The sequence below is a fragment of the Micromonospora sp. NPDC050784 genome (assembly GCF_044456765.1).
GTDB classification, from domain to species: Bacteria; Actinomycetota; Actinomycetes; order Mycobacteriales; family Micromonosporaceae; genus Micromonospora; species Micromonospora foliorum.
Map to the genome: position 1 here is coordinate 330,349 of NZ_JBITGG010000003.1, position 15,116 is coordinate 345,464.

The 15,116-nt window shown below is 71.9% G+C and carries 14 protein-coding genes; 3 read left to right on the forward strand and 11 right to left on the reverse strand.

The window, feature by feature from the left end:
• Positions 1-49 precede the first annotated feature (49 nt).
• The 4 genes from dapA to ACIBD9_RS06015 form a co-directional block, all read right to left on the reverse strand.
• The gene (gene dapA / locus ACIBD9_RS06000) at positions 50-976 is read right to left on the reverse strand and encodes a 4-hydroxy-tetrahydrodipicolinate synthase (RefSeq protein WP_396714946.1); all 927 of its coding nucleotides are present in this window, start codon (positions 974-976) and stop codon (positions 50-52) included.
• Between the two features lie 47 nt (positions 977-1,023).
• A complete protein-coding gene (gene thyX / locus ACIBD9_RS06005; RefSeq protein ID WP_030336847.1) occupies positions 1,024-1,764 on the reverse strand; it encodes an FAD-dependent thymidylate synthase in 741 nt (246 codons plus the stop codon).
• Positions 1,765-2,459: 695 nt separating this feature from the next.
• A complete protein-coding gene (locus ACIBD9_RS06010) occupies positions 2,460-3,110 on the reverse strand; it encodes a DUF2752 domain-containing protein (RefSeq protein WP_396715079.1) in 651 nt (216 codons plus the stop codon).
• Positions 3,111-3,261: 151 nt separating this feature from the next.
• A complete protein-coding gene (locus ACIBD9_RS06015) occupies positions 3,262-4,491 on the reverse strand; it encodes a winged helix-turn-helix domain-containing protein (protein WP_396714948.1) in 1,230 nt (409 codons plus the stop codon).
• A 79-nt stretch (positions 4,492-4,570) separates the two neighbouring features.
• On the opposite strand from ACIBD9_RS06015, the gene ACIBD9_RS06020 reads away from it, so the two are divergent.
• Positions 4,571-5,122, forward strand: coding sequence for a GNAT family N-acetyltransferase (locus ACIBD9_RS06020; protein ID WP_396714950.1), 552 nt, complete (start codon positions 4,571-4,573; stop codon positions 5,120-5,122).
• On the opposite strand, the gene ACIBD9_RS06025 is transcribed toward ACIBD9_RS06020, so the two are convergent.
• A complete protein-coding gene (locus tag ACIBD9_RS06025) occupies positions 5,021-6,295 on the reverse strand; it encodes a glycosyltransferase 87 family protein (RefSeq protein ID WP_396714952.1) in 1,275 nt (424 codons plus the stop codon). The genes ACIBD9_RS06020 and ACIBD9_RS06025 overlap by 102 nt on opposite strands.
• A 35-nt stretch (positions 6,296-6,330) precedes the next feature.
• On the opposite strand from ACIBD9_RS06025, the gene ACIBD9_RS06030 reads away from it, so the two are divergent.
• Positions 6,331-6,912, forward strand: a complete 582-nt coding sequence (locus ACIBD9_RS06030) for a GNAT family N-acetyltransferase (RefSeq protein ID WP_396714954.1) — start codon at positions 6,331-6,333, stop codon at positions 6,910-6,912.
• A gap of 41 nt (positions 6,913-6,953) precedes the next feature.
• Here the strand turns inward: ACIBD9_RS06030 and ACIBD9_RS06035 are convergent, their stop codons facing one another.
• The 4 genes from ACIBD9_RS06035 to ACIBD9_RS06050 all read right to left on the reverse strand — a co-directional run bounded on the left by ACIBD9_RS06035 (position 6,954) and on the right by ACIBD9_RS06050 (position 11,302).
• Positions 6,954-7,841, reverse strand: coding sequence for a carbohydrate ABC transporter permease (locus tag ACIBD9_RS06035; protein ID WP_396714956.1), 888 nt, complete (start codon positions 7,839-7,841; stop codon positions 6,954-6,956).
• Position 7,842: 1 nt separating this feature from the next.
• On the reverse strand, positions 7,843-8,964 hold the full coding sequence (locus ACIBD9_RS06040) for a carbohydrate ABC transporter permease (protein ID WP_396714958.1): 1,122 nt from the start codon (positions 8,962-8,964) through the stop codon (positions 7,843-7,845).
• A 72-nt stretch (positions 8,965-9,036) separates the two neighbouring features.
• Complete coding sequence (locus tag ACIBD9_RS06045) at positions 9,037-10,287, reverse strand: extracellular solute-binding protein (RefSeq protein WP_396714960.1); 1,251 nt, start codon at positions 10,285-10,287, stop codon at positions 9,037-9,039.
• A 25-nt stretch (positions 10,288-10,312) separates the two neighbouring features.
• Positions 10,313-11,302, reverse strand: a complete 990-nt coding sequence (locus tag ACIBD9_RS06050; protein ID WP_396714962.1) for a LacI family DNA-binding transcriptional regulator — start codon at positions 11,300-11,302, stop codon at positions 10,313-10,315.
• Between the two features lie 145 nt (positions 11,303-11,447).
• Between ACIBD9_RS06050 and ACIBD9_RS06055 the strand changes: the two genes are divergently transcribed.
• The gene (locus ACIBD9_RS06055) at positions 11,448-13,556 is read left to right on the forward strand and encodes a glycogen debranching N-terminal domain-containing protein (RefSeq protein ID WP_396714964.1); all 2,109 of its coding nucleotides are present in this window, start codon (positions 11,448-11,450) and stop codon (positions 13,554-13,556) included.
• 219 nt (positions 13,557-13,775) lie between these two features.
• On the opposite strand, the gene ACIBD9_RS06060 is transcribed toward ACIBD9_RS06055, so the two are convergent.
• Both ACIBD9_RS06060 and dapB read right to left on the reverse strand, forming a co-directional pair.
• Positions 13,776-14,246: a GNAT family N-acetyltransferase gene (locus tag ACIBD9_RS06060; RefSeq protein ID WP_396714966.1), complete on the reverse strand. Its 471-nt coding sequence runs from the start codon at positions 14,244-14,246 to the stop codon at positions 13,776-13,778.
• Between the two features lie 68 nt (positions 14,247-14,314).
• A complete protein-coding gene (gene dapB / locus ACIBD9_RS06065) occupies positions 14,315-15,082 on the reverse strand; it encodes a 4-hydroxy-tetrahydrodipicolinate reductase (protein ID WP_355420472.1) in 768 nt (255 codons plus the stop codon).
• Positions 15,083-15,116: the final 34 nt, after the last annotated feature.

Consider the following 15,116-nt stretch of genomic DNA (forward strand, 5'->3'; position numbering starts at 1 on the left):
TCCACCTCATTCTGCGACGCCGTTACTCGACGTCCATCGTGTCGTTCGTTCATTCGGGCAGCTCCAGGCCCGCTGCCGCGAAGTCCGCGCGCAGCTGGGCGATCTCGTCGTCGGTGGCGTCCACGAGCGGGGGTCGCACCGGGCCGGCCGGCAGGCCCAGCGACGCCAGGCCCGCCTTCACCAGGATGGTGCCCTGGGTACGGAAGATGCCGGTGAACAGCGGCAGCAGCCGCCGGTGCAGGGTCAGCGCGGTCGGCATGTCCCCCGCGTCGTACGCCTCGATCATCTGTGCGGTCAGCGCCCCGGTGAAGTGCGTCGAGGTGCCGACCACGCCCACGGAGCCGACGGCCAGCGCCGGCAGGGTGAGGGCGTCCTCGCCGCAGTAGAAGGCGAGGCTGGTCCGGCTGGTGACCCAGCTGGTGGCGGTCAGGTCGCCCTTGGCGTCCTTGACCGCGACGATCCGGCCGTGTTCGGCGAGCCGGACCAACGTCTCGGTGTCGATCGGCACGCCCGAGCGGTGCGGGATGTCGTACAGCATCACCGGCAGGCCGGTGGCGTCGGCCACCGCGGTGAAGTGGCGCAGCAACCCGCTCTGCGGCGGCTTGTTGTAGTACGGGGTGACCACCAGCAGGCCGTGCGCACCCGCCTTCTCGGCGGCGGCGGCCAGCTCGATGGTGTGCCGGGTGTCGTTGGTGCCGACGCCCGCGACCACCTTGGCGCGGTCACCGACGGCCTCCACCACGGCCCGGATCAGCTGCTCCTTCTCCGCCTCGCTGGTGGTCGGCGACTCGCCGGTGGTGCCGTTGACCACCAGCGCGTCGTTGCCCTGCTCGTCGACCAGGTGGCTCGCCAGCCGGGCGGCGCCGTCGAGATCGAGGGAACCGTCGGGGGTGAACGGGCTCACCATGGCTGTGAGCAGCCGGCCGAAGGGGCGGGACGCCGGTCGGGCCGCGGCGTCGAGGTGGTCGTGCGTCATACCCTCCAACCTAGCGGACGACCAGCCGGGGCCTGCCGGGGAAGGGCTCAGGACGCCTCGTGCGGGCTGGCCGCCACTTCGGTGCCGTCCGGCAGCGTGGAGATCACGAAGTCGGCGAACACGTTCGGGGCGACACCCTGGAGCTGGCGCAGGCACTCCACGGCCAGCTCACGGATCTCCACGTCGGCGTGCTCGGTGGCCCGCATGGCGACGAAGTGCCGCCAGGCCCGGTAGTTGCCGGAGACCACGATCCGGGTCTCGGTGGCGTTGGGCAGCACCGCCCGGGCCGCCTGCCGAGCCTGCTTGCGGCGCAGCGTCGGGTTCGGCTCGTCGGAGAAGCGCTGCTCCAGGCCCTCCAGCAACTCGGTGTACGCCCGAACGCTCGCCTCGGCGGCCTCGACGAACTTCTTGTGCAGTTCCGGGTCGTCGGCGATGACCGCCGGCTCGACCATGGCCGCGTCCCGCTCGGGGACGTAGCGCTGGGACAGCTGGGAGTACGAGAAGTGCCGGTGCCGGATCAGCTCGTGGGTGAAGGAGCGGGACACCCCGGTGAAGTAGAAGGTGACCGACCCGTGCTCCAGCACGCTCAGGTGGCCCACTTCGAGGATGTGCGCCAGGTAGCCGGCGTTGGTGGCGGTCGCCGGGTTCGGCTTCTTCCACGACTGGTAGCAGGCCCGGCCGGCGAACTCGGCGAGCGCCTGGCCACCCTCCGCGTCGGTCGACCACGGCACGTCGTCCGGGGCCGCGAATTGGGTCCACGCGATCAACTTGACCTGGGGCTGCACCATGTCCGGCATTCCTGGGACTGTAGTAGTGCGGCACCGCCCGGCCCAACTCAGGCGCGCCCCGTGCAATGTCGATCACTCAGGCAGCGGAGCGTCGCCCCCGCCCCGGGGCGTCCACGCGTTCACGCGTCCGAACGACCCGTCAGCCGCTTCCGCCCGCAAGATCGCGCAACATCCTGGATGTAGTGGCATCCGCCAAGCCCGACACCACTACATCCAGGATCGAGCACGATCTTGGGGCGAGGCGCGCCGGCCGTCGTGCGCCGAGGGCGCGGGCGCGCGGCCACTCGCTGGGTTGATCGACTCGGGTTCCTGGAAGTCGGGGTGTCCGGGGCGGCCGGACGACCCGGTTTCCTGAAAACCGAGTCGATCTTGGGGGTGGCGGGCGTCGCAGGACTTTCGGCAGCTACGGCCGAGGCCTGGCGCGCCGTCGCGTGACGAGAGCAGCCCCGAGCAGGGGACGGTGCACCGGCAGCGGTCGGCGGAGGAGCCTGGTGATGTCGCAAACGAGTCAGCTCGAGAGGACGCCCGAACACCGCATGCCGGCCGAGCGGCAGGCCCGCCGAGCGGCACGCCCGAACACCGCACGCCCGCCGAGCGGCACGCCCGCCGAGCGGCACGAGCGGCACGCCGGAACACCGCACGCCCGAACACGCACTCCCGCCGAGGCGCCCTTCCGCCGAGCGGCGCGGCGGGGGTCAGACGTAGAGCGAGGTGAACGGCGCCCAGGGCAGGTTGCGCAACACCGAGAAGGCCAGCCACGCGGCCAGGAAACCGCCGATGACCTTCGAGCTGATCCGCAGCTCGGGCAGGCGCCAACCGAACGCCTGGCTTCCCGCCCAGGCCACGAAGAGGTACGCGAGGAACGGCAACGCGAAGATGAAGACGAAGTGGTGCCGGGCGGCAGCCGGGAGGTCGCCGTGTAGCACGTACCAGAGTGCTCGGGTGCCACCACAGCCCGGGCAGTCCAGCCCGGTGGTCAACTTGAGCAGACAGGTGGGCGCGGCGTCCGGGTCGGCATGGGTGGGGTTGCTGAGCAGCGCGTAGCTCATGCCGATGGCGACGCACCCGAGCGCGGCCAGCGGCACCGCCCAGCGCGGGGAACGTTCGTAGAGCCGCAGCACGAACCGGGTGAGCCGGTCTGGCTCAGGCGCCGCGTAGCCACCCGGCGGGGCCGTCGGCCAACCTTCCGGACCCGAGCCGCCGGGAGCCGCGCCACCAAGAGCCGCGCCACCGGGACCAAACCCGTCGGGGCCCGCGCCACCGGGACCAAACCCGCCGGGACCCGCGCTACCGGGACCGAACCCGCCGGGGCCCGCGCCACCGGGACCGAACCCGCTGGGAGCCACGCCAGCAGGACCGAACCCGCCGGGAGCCGCGCCACCGGGACCGAAGTCGTCGGGACCCGCGCCGCCGGGCGCACCCTCGGCCGACGCCGTGTGGAGCACCACGGGGGTGGGCTGCGGCTGGTCGACCGGTCCGGGAGCGCTCGTCACGCGCTCACGGTACACCGGACACGCCGGCCAACGCGGCGGTGAGCGGACCGGCCAGGTCGCCGGCCGCGGGCGGTGCCACCGCGTCCAGGCCGAGCCAGCCGGCGAGCCGGTACAGCTCGGCGGCGAGTGCCACCGCGGTCTCCCCCGGGTCGGCGCCGGGTTCGAGCCAGGCGGCCGGGACCAGCAGCACCCCGGCCTTCCGATCGGCCTTCAGGTCGACCCGGGCGGTGAACCGGTCGCCCTGCAGGAACGGCAACACGTAGTAGCCGTAGACCCGCTGTGGCGCCGGGACGTAGATCTCGATCCGGTAGCTGAAGTCGAACAACCGCTCGGTGCGGGCACGTTCCCAGATCAGCGGATCGAAGGGGCTGACCAGTGTGTTGCCCCGCACCCAGCGGGGCAACCGGGCGGACGCGTGCAGCCACGCCGGCTGTCGCCAGCCCGCCACGGTGACCGGGACCAGCTCACCGGCCTCGGCCAGCTCGGCGACGGCCTGCCGGGCGCCGGCCAGCGGTAACCGGAAGTAGTCGCGTAGCTCCGGCTCGGCGGCCACCCCGAGCGACCGCGCGGCGAGGGCCACCAGCGTGCGGTACGCCTCGGCGTCGGTCGGGGTGGGCGCGGACAGCACTGCGGCGGGCAGCACCCGCTCGGGCAGGTCGTAGCGGCGGGCGAAGGAGGTGCTGCGCTCGGCGGCGGCCACCTCCCCGGCCCAGAACAGGAACTCCAACGCCCGCTTGACCGCCGACCAGTTCCACCCCCAGTTGCCGGTTTCCCGGGGCGCGTCGTGCTCGATCTCGGCGGCGGTCAGCGGCCCGCAGGCGGCCACCTCGTCCCGGACCCAGGCGACCAGCTCCGGCTGTTCCTGGGCGATCCGTCGCATGCCGCCCCAGGATTCGCTGTGCGCGCGGGCCATCCGCCAGCGCAGCATCGGGTGCAGCTCGACCGGGACGAGCGACGCCTCGTGGCCCCAGTATTCGAAAAGCTCGCGTGGGCGCCGGTAGGCGGCCTGGTCGAGCAGGGTGGTCGGATAGGGCCCGAGCCGGCTGTAGAGCGGCAGGTAGTGCGCGCGTTGCAGCACGTTGACCGAGTCCATCTGGATCAGCCCGACCCGGCCCAGCACCCGACGCAGGTGCCGGCGGGTGGGCACGCCCGTCGGCGCCGGGTCGGCGAAGCCCTGGGCGGCGAGCGCGACGCGGCGGGCCTGGGCGAGCGAGAGTGATTCCGGTGCGGTCATCGTCGGCGACCTTAATTCATCGGTACGACGCCGGTGCGGGAAGCTGGACGTGACGACCAACGGGGCATAGAACGGTGCAATGCTGACCATCCGTCGGGAGGAGCCGGACGACGCCGAGGCGGTCGCCCGGGTACACGTGCACGGCTGGCAGGCCGGCTACGCCGGCGTCATGCCGGACGAGGTGCTGGGGCGGCTCAACGTGGTGGCCTGGGCGCAGCGTCGTCGCGACCTCGGCACCGCCGATCCGGAGCACCCGTTCACCACCCTGCTGGGCGAGGTGGACGGGTCGGTCATCGGCTTCACCACGTTCGGGCCGTACCGCCGCAACCAGGACCGCGACGACCTGGACCCGACGGTCGGCGAGGTGCTGGCGCTCTACGTGGAGCCGGCGTTCTGGGGTGACGGGACGGCCAGAGTCCTGCTCGACGCCGCTCGTGCCGGGCTCACCGAGCGAGGCTGGACCGACTACCGGCTGTGGGTGCTGGCGGACAACCGGCGGGCCCGCCGGTTCTACGAGCGGGTCGGGCTGTCACCGGACGGTGAGCGGTCGACCTACCAGGTGCCGCTGGCCGGCGGGGGCCCGCCGGTCGGGCTGGTCGAGCTGCGGTACGCCGGACGCCTCGACCGCTGACCCGCCCGGGGTCAGCCACCGGCGGATCGGCAGGAAGGCCAGCAGCGCCAGACTGACCCACACGTAGGCGTTGCTGCCCAGGAAGCCGTCGACCCCGGTGAAGTCCTTCTCCCAGAACCAGACGGTCCGGCTGATCAGCAGCGCGTACCCGATGATCGCGGCGACCAGCAGGACCCGCCGGCGGCGGCCGGCCGGCGCGGCCATCGCGTTGTCGACCAGCAGGATCAACGCGGGGAGCAGCCAGACCAGGTGGTGCACCCAGGTGACCGGGCTGACCAGGCACATCACCGCGCCGGTCAGCGCCAGGCCGGTCGCCTCGTCACCGGCCGCGACGGCCGTCCTCGACCGCCAGGCCCAGAGCGCCAGGGTGCCGAGCACCAGCAACAGCCACAGCAGGGTGTTCGGGTGCTCCGGATCGAGCCGGGCGACCACCCCGCGCAGCGACTGGTTGGAGACGAAGGCCAGCTCGCCCACCCGCCCGGTGTTCCACAGCGCCTCGGTCCAGAACTCCCGAGACGCGTCCGGGAAGAGCGCGGCGGCCAGCAGTGACACCCCGGCGGCCGTGCCGCTGGCGGTGAGCGCCGCCCGCCACCGCCTGGTCACCAGCAGGTAGACGATGAACACGCCCGGGGTCAGTTTGATCGCCGTGGCGAGGCCGATGCCCACCCCGGTCCACTGGTTGCCGGCCGGCAGCAGCCGCAGCAGGTCCACCGCCACCAGGAAGAGCAGCAACGTGTTGACCTGGCCGAAGTTGACCGTCTCCCGCATCGGCTCGAACGCGGCGGCCAGGCAGAGCGCCACCGCGAGGGCGTACCACCGGGTCCAGCCGGCGCGGCGGGCGATCGGGTCGACAAGCCACCAGATCAGCACCGTGGTGGTGGCCACGCTGGCGAGCACGCTCACCACGATCGCGGCCGACCAGGGCAGGTATGCCATCGGCAGCATGACCAGCGCGGCGAACGGCGGGTAGGTGAAGCCGTACTGGGTGCCCGGCTTGAGGTAGTCGTAGATCTCCCCGCCGTCGTGCACCCACCACGTCAACGCGCCGTAGTAGACCTTCAGGTCGAAGAAGCCATGCCGGACGGCCGCCATCGAGAGAAAGATCGTGACCGCGGCCGCGAGCCCGACCACGCTGGATACCTGCCCGACCGTCCTGTTGGCACCCTGCGCCACCGTCGTCTCCCCCGCCCTGCGTAGGCTTCCGTCCCATGGCTCTCGGGTACGTCCGCCCGGCGCGTCCCGAGGACGCCGGCGAGATCGCACGCATCCAGCTCGCGACCTGGCGGGTCGCGTACCGCCGGATCCTGCCTCGGCATGTGCTCGACAACCTGGACGAGGCGTTCCTCGCCCGGCGGTGGAGCGCCGCGGTGCTGGAGCCGCCCTCGGGCGCGCACCGGGTGCTGGTCGCCGTCGAACAGGCCGAGCAATCGTATCTGGTGGGGTTCGCCGCCTCCGGCCCGGCCGACGGCGAGGCGTTGGCCCCGGGCGAGCCGGCCGACGCGCTCGGCCCGGACGTGGCCGCGGTGACCGACCTGCTGGTGGAGCCCCGCTGGGGCCGGCGGGGGCACGGCAGTCGGCTGCTCGCCGCCACCGTCGACCTGTGGCGGGAGGACGGAATGAGTCGGGCGGTGGCCTGGGCGTTCGACGGTGACGAGGCGACCCGCAAGTTCCTCACCAGCACCGGGTGGGAGCCCGACGGCGCGGCCCGCGCGCTGGACGTCGACGACATGTTGGTGCCGCAGGTGCGCCTGCACGTGGGCGTGCCGACCGAGAAGGTGCCGGCCGAGTGAACCGGTGTGGCGGCCCCAGCCGGGCCGCCACACCGGGCCGGTCAGCCCTTGTCCGAGCCGTCGTTCGCGTCGCGGACGAAGTACCGCTGGAACACCACGAAGATGATCGCCACCGGGATGGTGGCCAGCAGCGCTGCGCCCAGCTTGAGCGGGTACTGGGTGCCCTTGCCGAGCGAGCCGCTGACCAGGTCGGCCAACCCGCGCGGCAGGGTGAACAGGTCGGGGTCCTGCACCGACACCAGGCTGTGCGGGAACTCGTTCCAGGAGCCCTGGAACGACAGGATGGTGAGGGTGATCAGCGCCGGTTTCGCCATCGGCAGCACCACCGACCAGAAGGTACGGAAGATGCTCGCCCCGTCGATCCGGGCGGCCTCCTCGACACTCACCGGGATCGACTCGAAGAACTGCTTCATGATGAACACGCCCGCCGCGTCGGCCAGCAGCGGCACCACCAGACCGGCGTAGCTGTTGTAGAGGCCGAGCTGGTTGAGTACCAGGAACTTCGGGATCAGCAGCACCACTCCGGGCACCGCCATCACCGCGATGACGGCGGCGAACAGGCCGCCACGACCCCGGAACCGCAGCCGGGCCAGCGCGTACCCGGCGAGCGAGTCGAAGAAGACCCGGCCGATGGTGACCAGCACCGTCACCAGCAGCGAGTTGCCCAGCCACAGGGGGAAGTTGGTGCCGGCGAAGATCCGTTCGAAGCCGGCCAGCGTGAGCGGGTCCGGAAACGGTGACAGCGGGTTCGCCGCCGCGTCGGGTTCGGTCTTGAGCGCGTTGCCGAGCTGGATGACGAACGGGTAGAGGAACACCAACCCGAAGAAGACAAGCGTGGCGTACCCCAGGAAACGGGTGGCCAGGGTGCGGGCCGCGCGCTGGCGACGCCGCTCGGGCGCCGCCGCCGGGCGCTCGGTGAGCACGGCCATCTCAGGACCTTTCCGGTACGCGCCGACGCCACCGGCCGCGCCGCGGCCGGTCGGTGTCCCGCTCGGCCAGCGCCCGGCGCTGGATCAGGGTGAGCACGATGATGATCAGGAACAGGACGAACGAGATCGCGGCGCCGGAGCCGTAGTCGAAGTCCCGGAAGGCGGTCCGGTAGGACAGGTACGCCGGGGTGAGCGTGGTCTTGGCCGGGTCGCCCTGGCTCATCACGTACACCTGGTCGAAGACCTGCCAGGAGCCGATCATGCCGAGGGTGAGCACCAGGAAGGTGGTGGGCCTGATCATCGGCAGGGTGACGTACCGGAAGCGCTGCCACCGGGACGCGCCGTCGAGGGTGCTCGCCTCGTCCAGGGTGACCGGCACGTTCTGCAGCCCGGCCAGGAACATCAGCATGAAGGTGCCGGAGGTGGTCCAGACGACCAGCGTGATGATCGAGACCATCGCCACGCTCGGGCCGGCCAGCCAGTCCCACCAGCTCAGCCCGAACGGGCCGCCGTCGGCCAGTGCCGCCGGTGGCGAGTCGACGCCGACCGCGCCGAACAGCAGGTGCAGCACGCCCCGGGAATCGGCGAACCACTCCGGGCCGTCGATCCCGACGACGCCGAGCAGCGCGTTGACGGCGCCGGAGTTGGCGAAGAGGAACAGGAACACCACGCTGATCGCGACGGAGCTGGTCACCGAGGGGAAGTAGAAGGCGCTGCGGAAGAAGCTCTTGCCCTTGAGCATCCGGTTGTTGACGACCAACGCGAGTCCGAGCGCGAGCACGGTCTGCGCCGGCACCACGATCGCCACGTAGTAGATGTTGTTGCGGATGCTGGTCATGAAGTCGCGGCGGGCCAGTCCGTCCTCGGTGAACAACTGGGTGTAGTTGTGCGCGCCGACGAACGGGACGTCGCCGGTGAACGGGCTGCCCTGACCGTTCCAGTCGGTCAGGCTGACCCAGAGCGCCATCAGGATCGGCAGCAGCAGGAACAGCCCCAGAATGACGATCACCGGCGCGACGAAGAGCCAGCCGGCGAGGTTCTCGTTGCTCCGGATGCCGCCCCGGCCTCGACGGGGGCCGGCCCCGCGGGCGGTCGCCGGGGCGGTCAGTGTCTCGGTTGCCATCTTCCCTCCCTTCCTCTCTCCGGCCGACGTGCGGCGGGGGCCCCGGTGGTCGTCGGGGCCCCCGCCATCACCTCAGCTGCCGCCGAGCGCCGCCTTGGCGTTCTTGTCGAAGTTCTGCAGCACGGTCTTCGGGTCGCCGTTGGCCAGCCCCTGCAGACCGGTGTCGAGGTCCTTGAGGACGCTGTCCATCTTCGGGGCGTTCACCGGGCCCTGGGCGTACGCGACGCCGTCGATGAACACCTTGTCGGCCGGGAAGGCGGCGGTGTACTGGTCGCGCGCCGACTGGCGGGACGGCATGACACCGAACGCCTTCGCGAAGGTCATCTGCTGCTCGCCGCTGGTCATCGCCTCGACGAACTTGATCGCCTGATCCTTGTACTTGCTCTTCGCGGCGATGCCCCAGCACTGGGTGAAGGAGAGCGTGCCCTGCCCCTTGGGGCCGGCCGGCAGCGCCACGACCTTGTACTTCACGTTCGGGAAGTCGTTCTGCAGGGCACCCTTGATCCAGTTGCCCTCGATGGTCATCACGGCCTTGCCCTTGCCGAACGCCTCACCGGACCAGCCGGCGTCGAGCTGCTTCGGGTACTTGGCCAGGCCGGTGCTGAGCATGGTCTTGACGTACTGCAGGGCGGCGAGGTTCTCCGGGGTGTCGGCGGTGGGCTGCTTGCCGTCCTTGCTCACCAGCCAGCCGCCGTTCTGCACCATGAAGGCGCCGATCCGGTCCCGGGTGTCACCGAGGGCCAGCGGCACCTGCCCCTTGGCCTTGATCTTCTGGGCGGTGGCGGTGAGCTGCTCCCAGGTCGTCGGCACGTCGGCGTCGGTCAGCCCGGCCCTGGTCCACAGGTCGGTGTTGATCTGCAGGGCCAGGGTGGAGAAGTCCTTGGGCGCGCAGTAGAGCTTGCCGTCGTACGTGAAGGTGGTGCGCAGGCTCTCGTAGAAGTCGCCCGAGTTGCTGACCTTGTCGCCGTACGGCTCGAGGGCGCCGACGCTGGCGTAGTTGGCGAACTGGGCGGCGTCCACGTAGAAGACGTCCGGCGGGGTGCCGCCGGCGAGGGCCTGGCCGAGTTGCTGGGTGAGGTCCTGTGCCGGGGTGACCGTAGCGGTGTTGCCGGAGCTGCCGGCCCACTTCGCGGCGGCGTCCTGGACGGCCTTGGTCTCGGCCTCACCGGACGAGCCGATCAGGATCTGCAGGCTGGCCGGGCCGCTGGACTGGGCGGTGTCGCCGGAGGAGTCGTCGAAGCCGCTGCCGCAGGCGGCGGAGCCGAGGAGGGCGACGGCGGCGAGGCCGGCCACCGCTGCCCGGGTGATTGTTCGGGGTGCCATGGGTTTCTCCTGGTGGGGGGTGGGACTACGCGGTGTGCCGCAGTGCCAACGAGGGCTGGAGCAGCACGGGGGTGGGGGTCTCGTGGTCGCCGTCGAGGACCCCGGTGAGCAGGTCCACGCAGCGGGCGGCGGCCTCGCCGAGCGGTTGGCTGACGCTGGTCAGCCCGACCGCTGCGGCCACCGGCGTGTCGTCGAAGCCGATCACCGACACGGGCGGGTCCACGCCGCGGATCGCCTGGAGGGCCCCGAGGGCGAGCGAGTCGCTGGCGCAGACCACGGCGCTCGGCGCGTCGGTGGCGAGCAGGTCACGCATCAGGCGTTCGCCCTCGGCGATGCCGTCCTCGGTCTCCCGGTGCAGCCCGGTCGGGTCGACGCCGGCCGCGTGCAGCGCGTCGCGCCAGCCGGCACGCCGGTCGTCGCCGACACCGGAGCCGACCGGCCAGCCGATGAAGGCGATCCGCCGGTGGCCGGCGTCCAGCAGACGCCGGGTGGCCTGGGCGGTGCCGGCGGCGCCGTCCACGTCCACCCAGGGGTGGGCGTCGAGCGCGTCCCATGGGCGACCGAAGGTCACGAACGGTACGTCCCGATCGGCGAGCCATTCGGTACGCGGGTCGCCGTACTTGGTGCCCACCAACACGAACGCGTCCAACTCGTAGGTGCCGAGCAGGTCACCGTAGGTGGCGATCTCCCGGTCGTCGTCGGTGGCGGTGTAGAGCAGCACCCGGTAGCCGGCGGCGTCGGCGGTCTCGGTGAGGCCGTGCAGGAAGCGGTCGAGCACGGAGCCGTTGATGCCGTCGCGGGTCGGGTCGATCCGGGCGGCGATGAGGCGGGACCGGCCGGTGCGCATCTGTCGGGCGGCCTGGTTGGCCCGGTAGCCGAGCGCGTTGATCGCGTCCTCGACCCGCTGACGGGTCTCCTGCCGCACGATGTGCGGGCTGTTGAGCACGTTGGACACCGTCTGCCGGCTGACTCGGGCGTGCCGGGCCACCGTCGCGATGGTCACCTTTTCGGCCACTTAATCCCTCTCGCCATCTTGAACGATCCAATTTGGATAAGGCAGGATTGGATCGTTCAAGTTTCTGGAATGTTTCGCACTTTGCACCGCCAGGGGCGCGTTGTCAAGACGTCCGCCCCGCACCCCGAGGATCTGGAGCCACACCGTGATCGAACGCCAGCTGCAACCCCTCCTGCACGAGTTGGTCGGGGTGCTCTTCGCCCCGACCAGCGCGCTGGGGGACGCGACCGGGCAGATCCGCCCGACCGGCGTCCAGGGCGTCTTCCACGCCGATGCCCGGGTGCTCTCCCGCGCCGAGCTGCGGGTCGACAAGCGGGAGCTGGAAGGGCTGACCCACACCGACGACGGCCCGCACGGCGCACACTTCGTGAGCCTGGCCCGCTGGCTCGGTGACCCCACGCCCGACCCCACCGTCCGCGTCGACCGGGTCCGCCGGGCCACCCGCAACGGCCTCACCGAGGAACTGCGGATCGTCTCCACCGCCACGGTCGGCGTACGGGCCACCGTCTCCGTCGACCTCGGCTGCGACCTGGCACCCATCGAGGTCGTCAAGTCCGGTGGCGCCACCGACGCGCTGGCGGCCAGGACCGGCCAGCCGGGCACGCTCACCTGGTCGGGCACCGGGATCACCGTCACCGTCACCGCGCCCGGCGCCGACGTACGCGCCGAGGGCGAGCGGGCCACCGCGCCCCGGCTGGTCTGGCCGGTCGACCTGCCCCCCGGCGGCGAGACCGTGCTGCGTTGGCAGTTGACAGTCGACGACCCGCGCGCCGTCGTCGTCGGCCCGGCCGGCGAGCCCGAGTGGTCCCGACCCGAGGTGACCGCCGACGACCGACGGCTGGTCCGACTGCTCGACCGCGGCCTGGACGACCTGCGCGGCCTCCGACTGGCCGAGACCGGCGCACCCGGCGACGTGTTCCTCGGCGCGGGGGTGCCCTGGTTCCTCACCCTGTTCGGCCGGGACAGCCTCTGGGCCGCCCGGATGATGCTGCCGCTCGGCACCGACCTGGCCGCCGGCACCCTGCGGGTGCTCGCCCGCCGGCAGGGCACCCGGATCGACCCGACGACCGGCGAGGCCCCCGGCAAGATCCTGCACGAGCTGCGCCGCCACGCGTTCGCCCTGCCCGACAACGGCCTGCGCCTTCCACCGGCGTACTACGGCACCGTCGACGCCACCATGCTCTGGGTCAACCTGCTGCACGACGCGTGGCGGTGGGGAATGCCCGCCGAGCAGATCGAACCCCTGCTGCCGCACCTGGAGGCAGCACTGCGCTGGCTCGGCGAACACGCCGACCCGGACGGTGACGGCCTGGTCGAGTACGTCGACACCACCGGGCACGGACTGTCCAACCAGGGTTGGAAGGACTCCGGTGACGCCGTCCGATTCCGCGACGGCACCCTGGCCACCGCGCCGATCGTGCTGGCCGAGGTGCAGGGGTACGCGCACGAGGCCGCCGTGAACGGCGCCGCCCTGCTGGACGCCTTCGGCCGACCGGGCGCCGACCGCTGGCGCGAGCACGCCGCCGCGCTGGTGGGCCGGTTCCGCAAGAGCTTCTGGGTCGACGGTCGCCACGGACCGCAACCCGCGCTGGCCCTCGACCGCGACAAGCGCCCGGTCGACTCACTGACCAGCAACATCGGCCACCTGCTCGGCACCGGCCTGCTCGACCGCGACGAAGAGGCCCAGGTCGCCCACCTGCTCACCACCGACAGCATGGCCGCCGGGTTCGGGCTACGGACCATGTCCACCGACGACGCCGGCTTCAGCCCACTGTCGTACCACTGTGGCTCGATCTGGACCCACGACACCGCGATCGTGCTCGGTGGGCTGGCCCGCGCCGGGCACCGCGAGGCCGCGCTCGGCCTGGCCGACGGGCTGCTCAGCGCCGCCGAGGCGTTCGACTACCGGATGCCGGAGCTGTACGGCGGCGACGACCGGGCAGCGGTGAACCGCCCGGTGCCGTACCCGGCCTCGTGCCGGCCGCAGGCTTGGGCCGCGGCGGGCGCGGTGCTGCTGCTCCAGGCCGCCACGGGTCTCTACCCGGACGTACCGGGCGGCACGGTCCGACTGGCGCCCCTGGCGGGAGCAGAGTTGGGTGCCGTAGCGGTCGACAACCTCCGCGTGGCTGGCAATCCGGTGCACGTCACGGTCGACCGCACCGGCGAAGCCACCGTCACCGGCCTCCCCGCCCCGCTGACCCCAACCCCAACCCTCCCCACCCAACGCCGCCCCCCAACCCCTCTCCCCCACTAATCCCCAACCCCGCCCCGCCCCGCCCCAACCCCGCCTCGTCTCGCCCGTCGATCATGGAGTTGTGGTGGGCGGTAGCTCCATATGCGCCCCTTATGCGGGGCACCACAACTCCATGATCGACACAGGCCAGGCCGGACGCCCCGGCGATCTTGCAGTTTCGACTGTCCGAATGGGTCGAATGTTCGTTATGTCGCTGCAGGAAGTGCAAGATCGCGGGGCTCAGGGGGTTCGTTCGGCGATTACCTCGTCGTCGTCCAGCGCGCCGGTGGGGTGGAAGCCCAGGGAGGTGTAGAGGGCTGCCGCTGGAGTGTTGTCGGGGTGGTACGACAGGCGGACCGGGGGGTTGCCGTCGCGCGCCGCCAGCCAGGGGGCCAGCGTCTGCACGGTGGCCCGGCCGACGCCCCGGCCCTGCTCGGCGGCGTCGATCAGCATTCCGCCGATCCAGTGCGAACCGTCGTCGTCCACGCCCCACATGACGTGGCCGACGACGGTCTCGTCGGCGTACACCGCGAGCGAGTTCCACACCTCGGAGCGCGCGCTGAGCAGCAGGTAACGGGCCCCCAGCGCGGCCACGAAGCGGCGCTGGTCGTCGCGCGGGGCGACGTCGGCCACCGCCCGCCAGTTGTGGTCGTCGACCGGCCGCAGCGTCACTCGCCGCCCGGCCCGGTCACCATGTCCACCATCGATCATCGGGGCAGCCTAGGGGCGGCCGGACCCGACCTGCGACCAGGTTTCGGCCCCGGAAGAACCCAGACCGGTCAGTCGAGCAGGGCGTCCAGGCCGACGGTGAGGCCGGGGCGGTTGCGCACCGCGCGGACGGCCAGCAGCACGCCCGGCATGAACGACACCCGGTCGTACGAGTCGTGCCGGATGGTCAGCGTCTCGCCGGTGCCGCCGAAGAGCACCTCCTGGTGGGCGACGAGGCCGGTGGCGCGCACCGCGTGCACGCGTACCCCGTCGATCTCGGCACCGCGCGCGCCCGGCACCTCGTCCTTGGTGGCGTCCGGCACCGGGCCGAGGCCGGCCTCCGCCCGGGCCCGGGCGATCTGCCGGGCGGTGTGGGTGGCGGTGCCGCTCGGCGCGTCCAGCTTGCGCGGGTGGTGCTGCTCGATGATCTCGACGGACTCGAAGTGTCGGGCGGCGCGTGCGGCGAACTGCATCATCAGCACCGCGCCGATGCCGAAGTTGGGGGCGATGACGACGCCCACCTCGGGCTTGTCGGCCAGCCAGCCGCGCACCTGCTCCAGCCGCTGCTCGGTGAAGCCCGTCGTGCCGACCACCGCGCTGATGCCCTGCTCGATGCACCACTGGAGGTTGTCCATGACGACGTCCGGCGTGGTGAAGTCGACGACCACCTCCGCACCGGAGACCGCGGAGCGGCTGTCACCCTGGTCGATCGCCGCCGCCAGTTCGAGATCGTCGGCGGCGTCGACCGCCTTGCAGACCTCGATGCCCATCCGGCCGCGGGCACCCAGCACGCCGACCCGCAGCTGCTGGGCCGGGGTCTTCTCCTGCTCGTCAGTCACGGGCACAACCTATCCCAATCGGGACGTGTCCCAT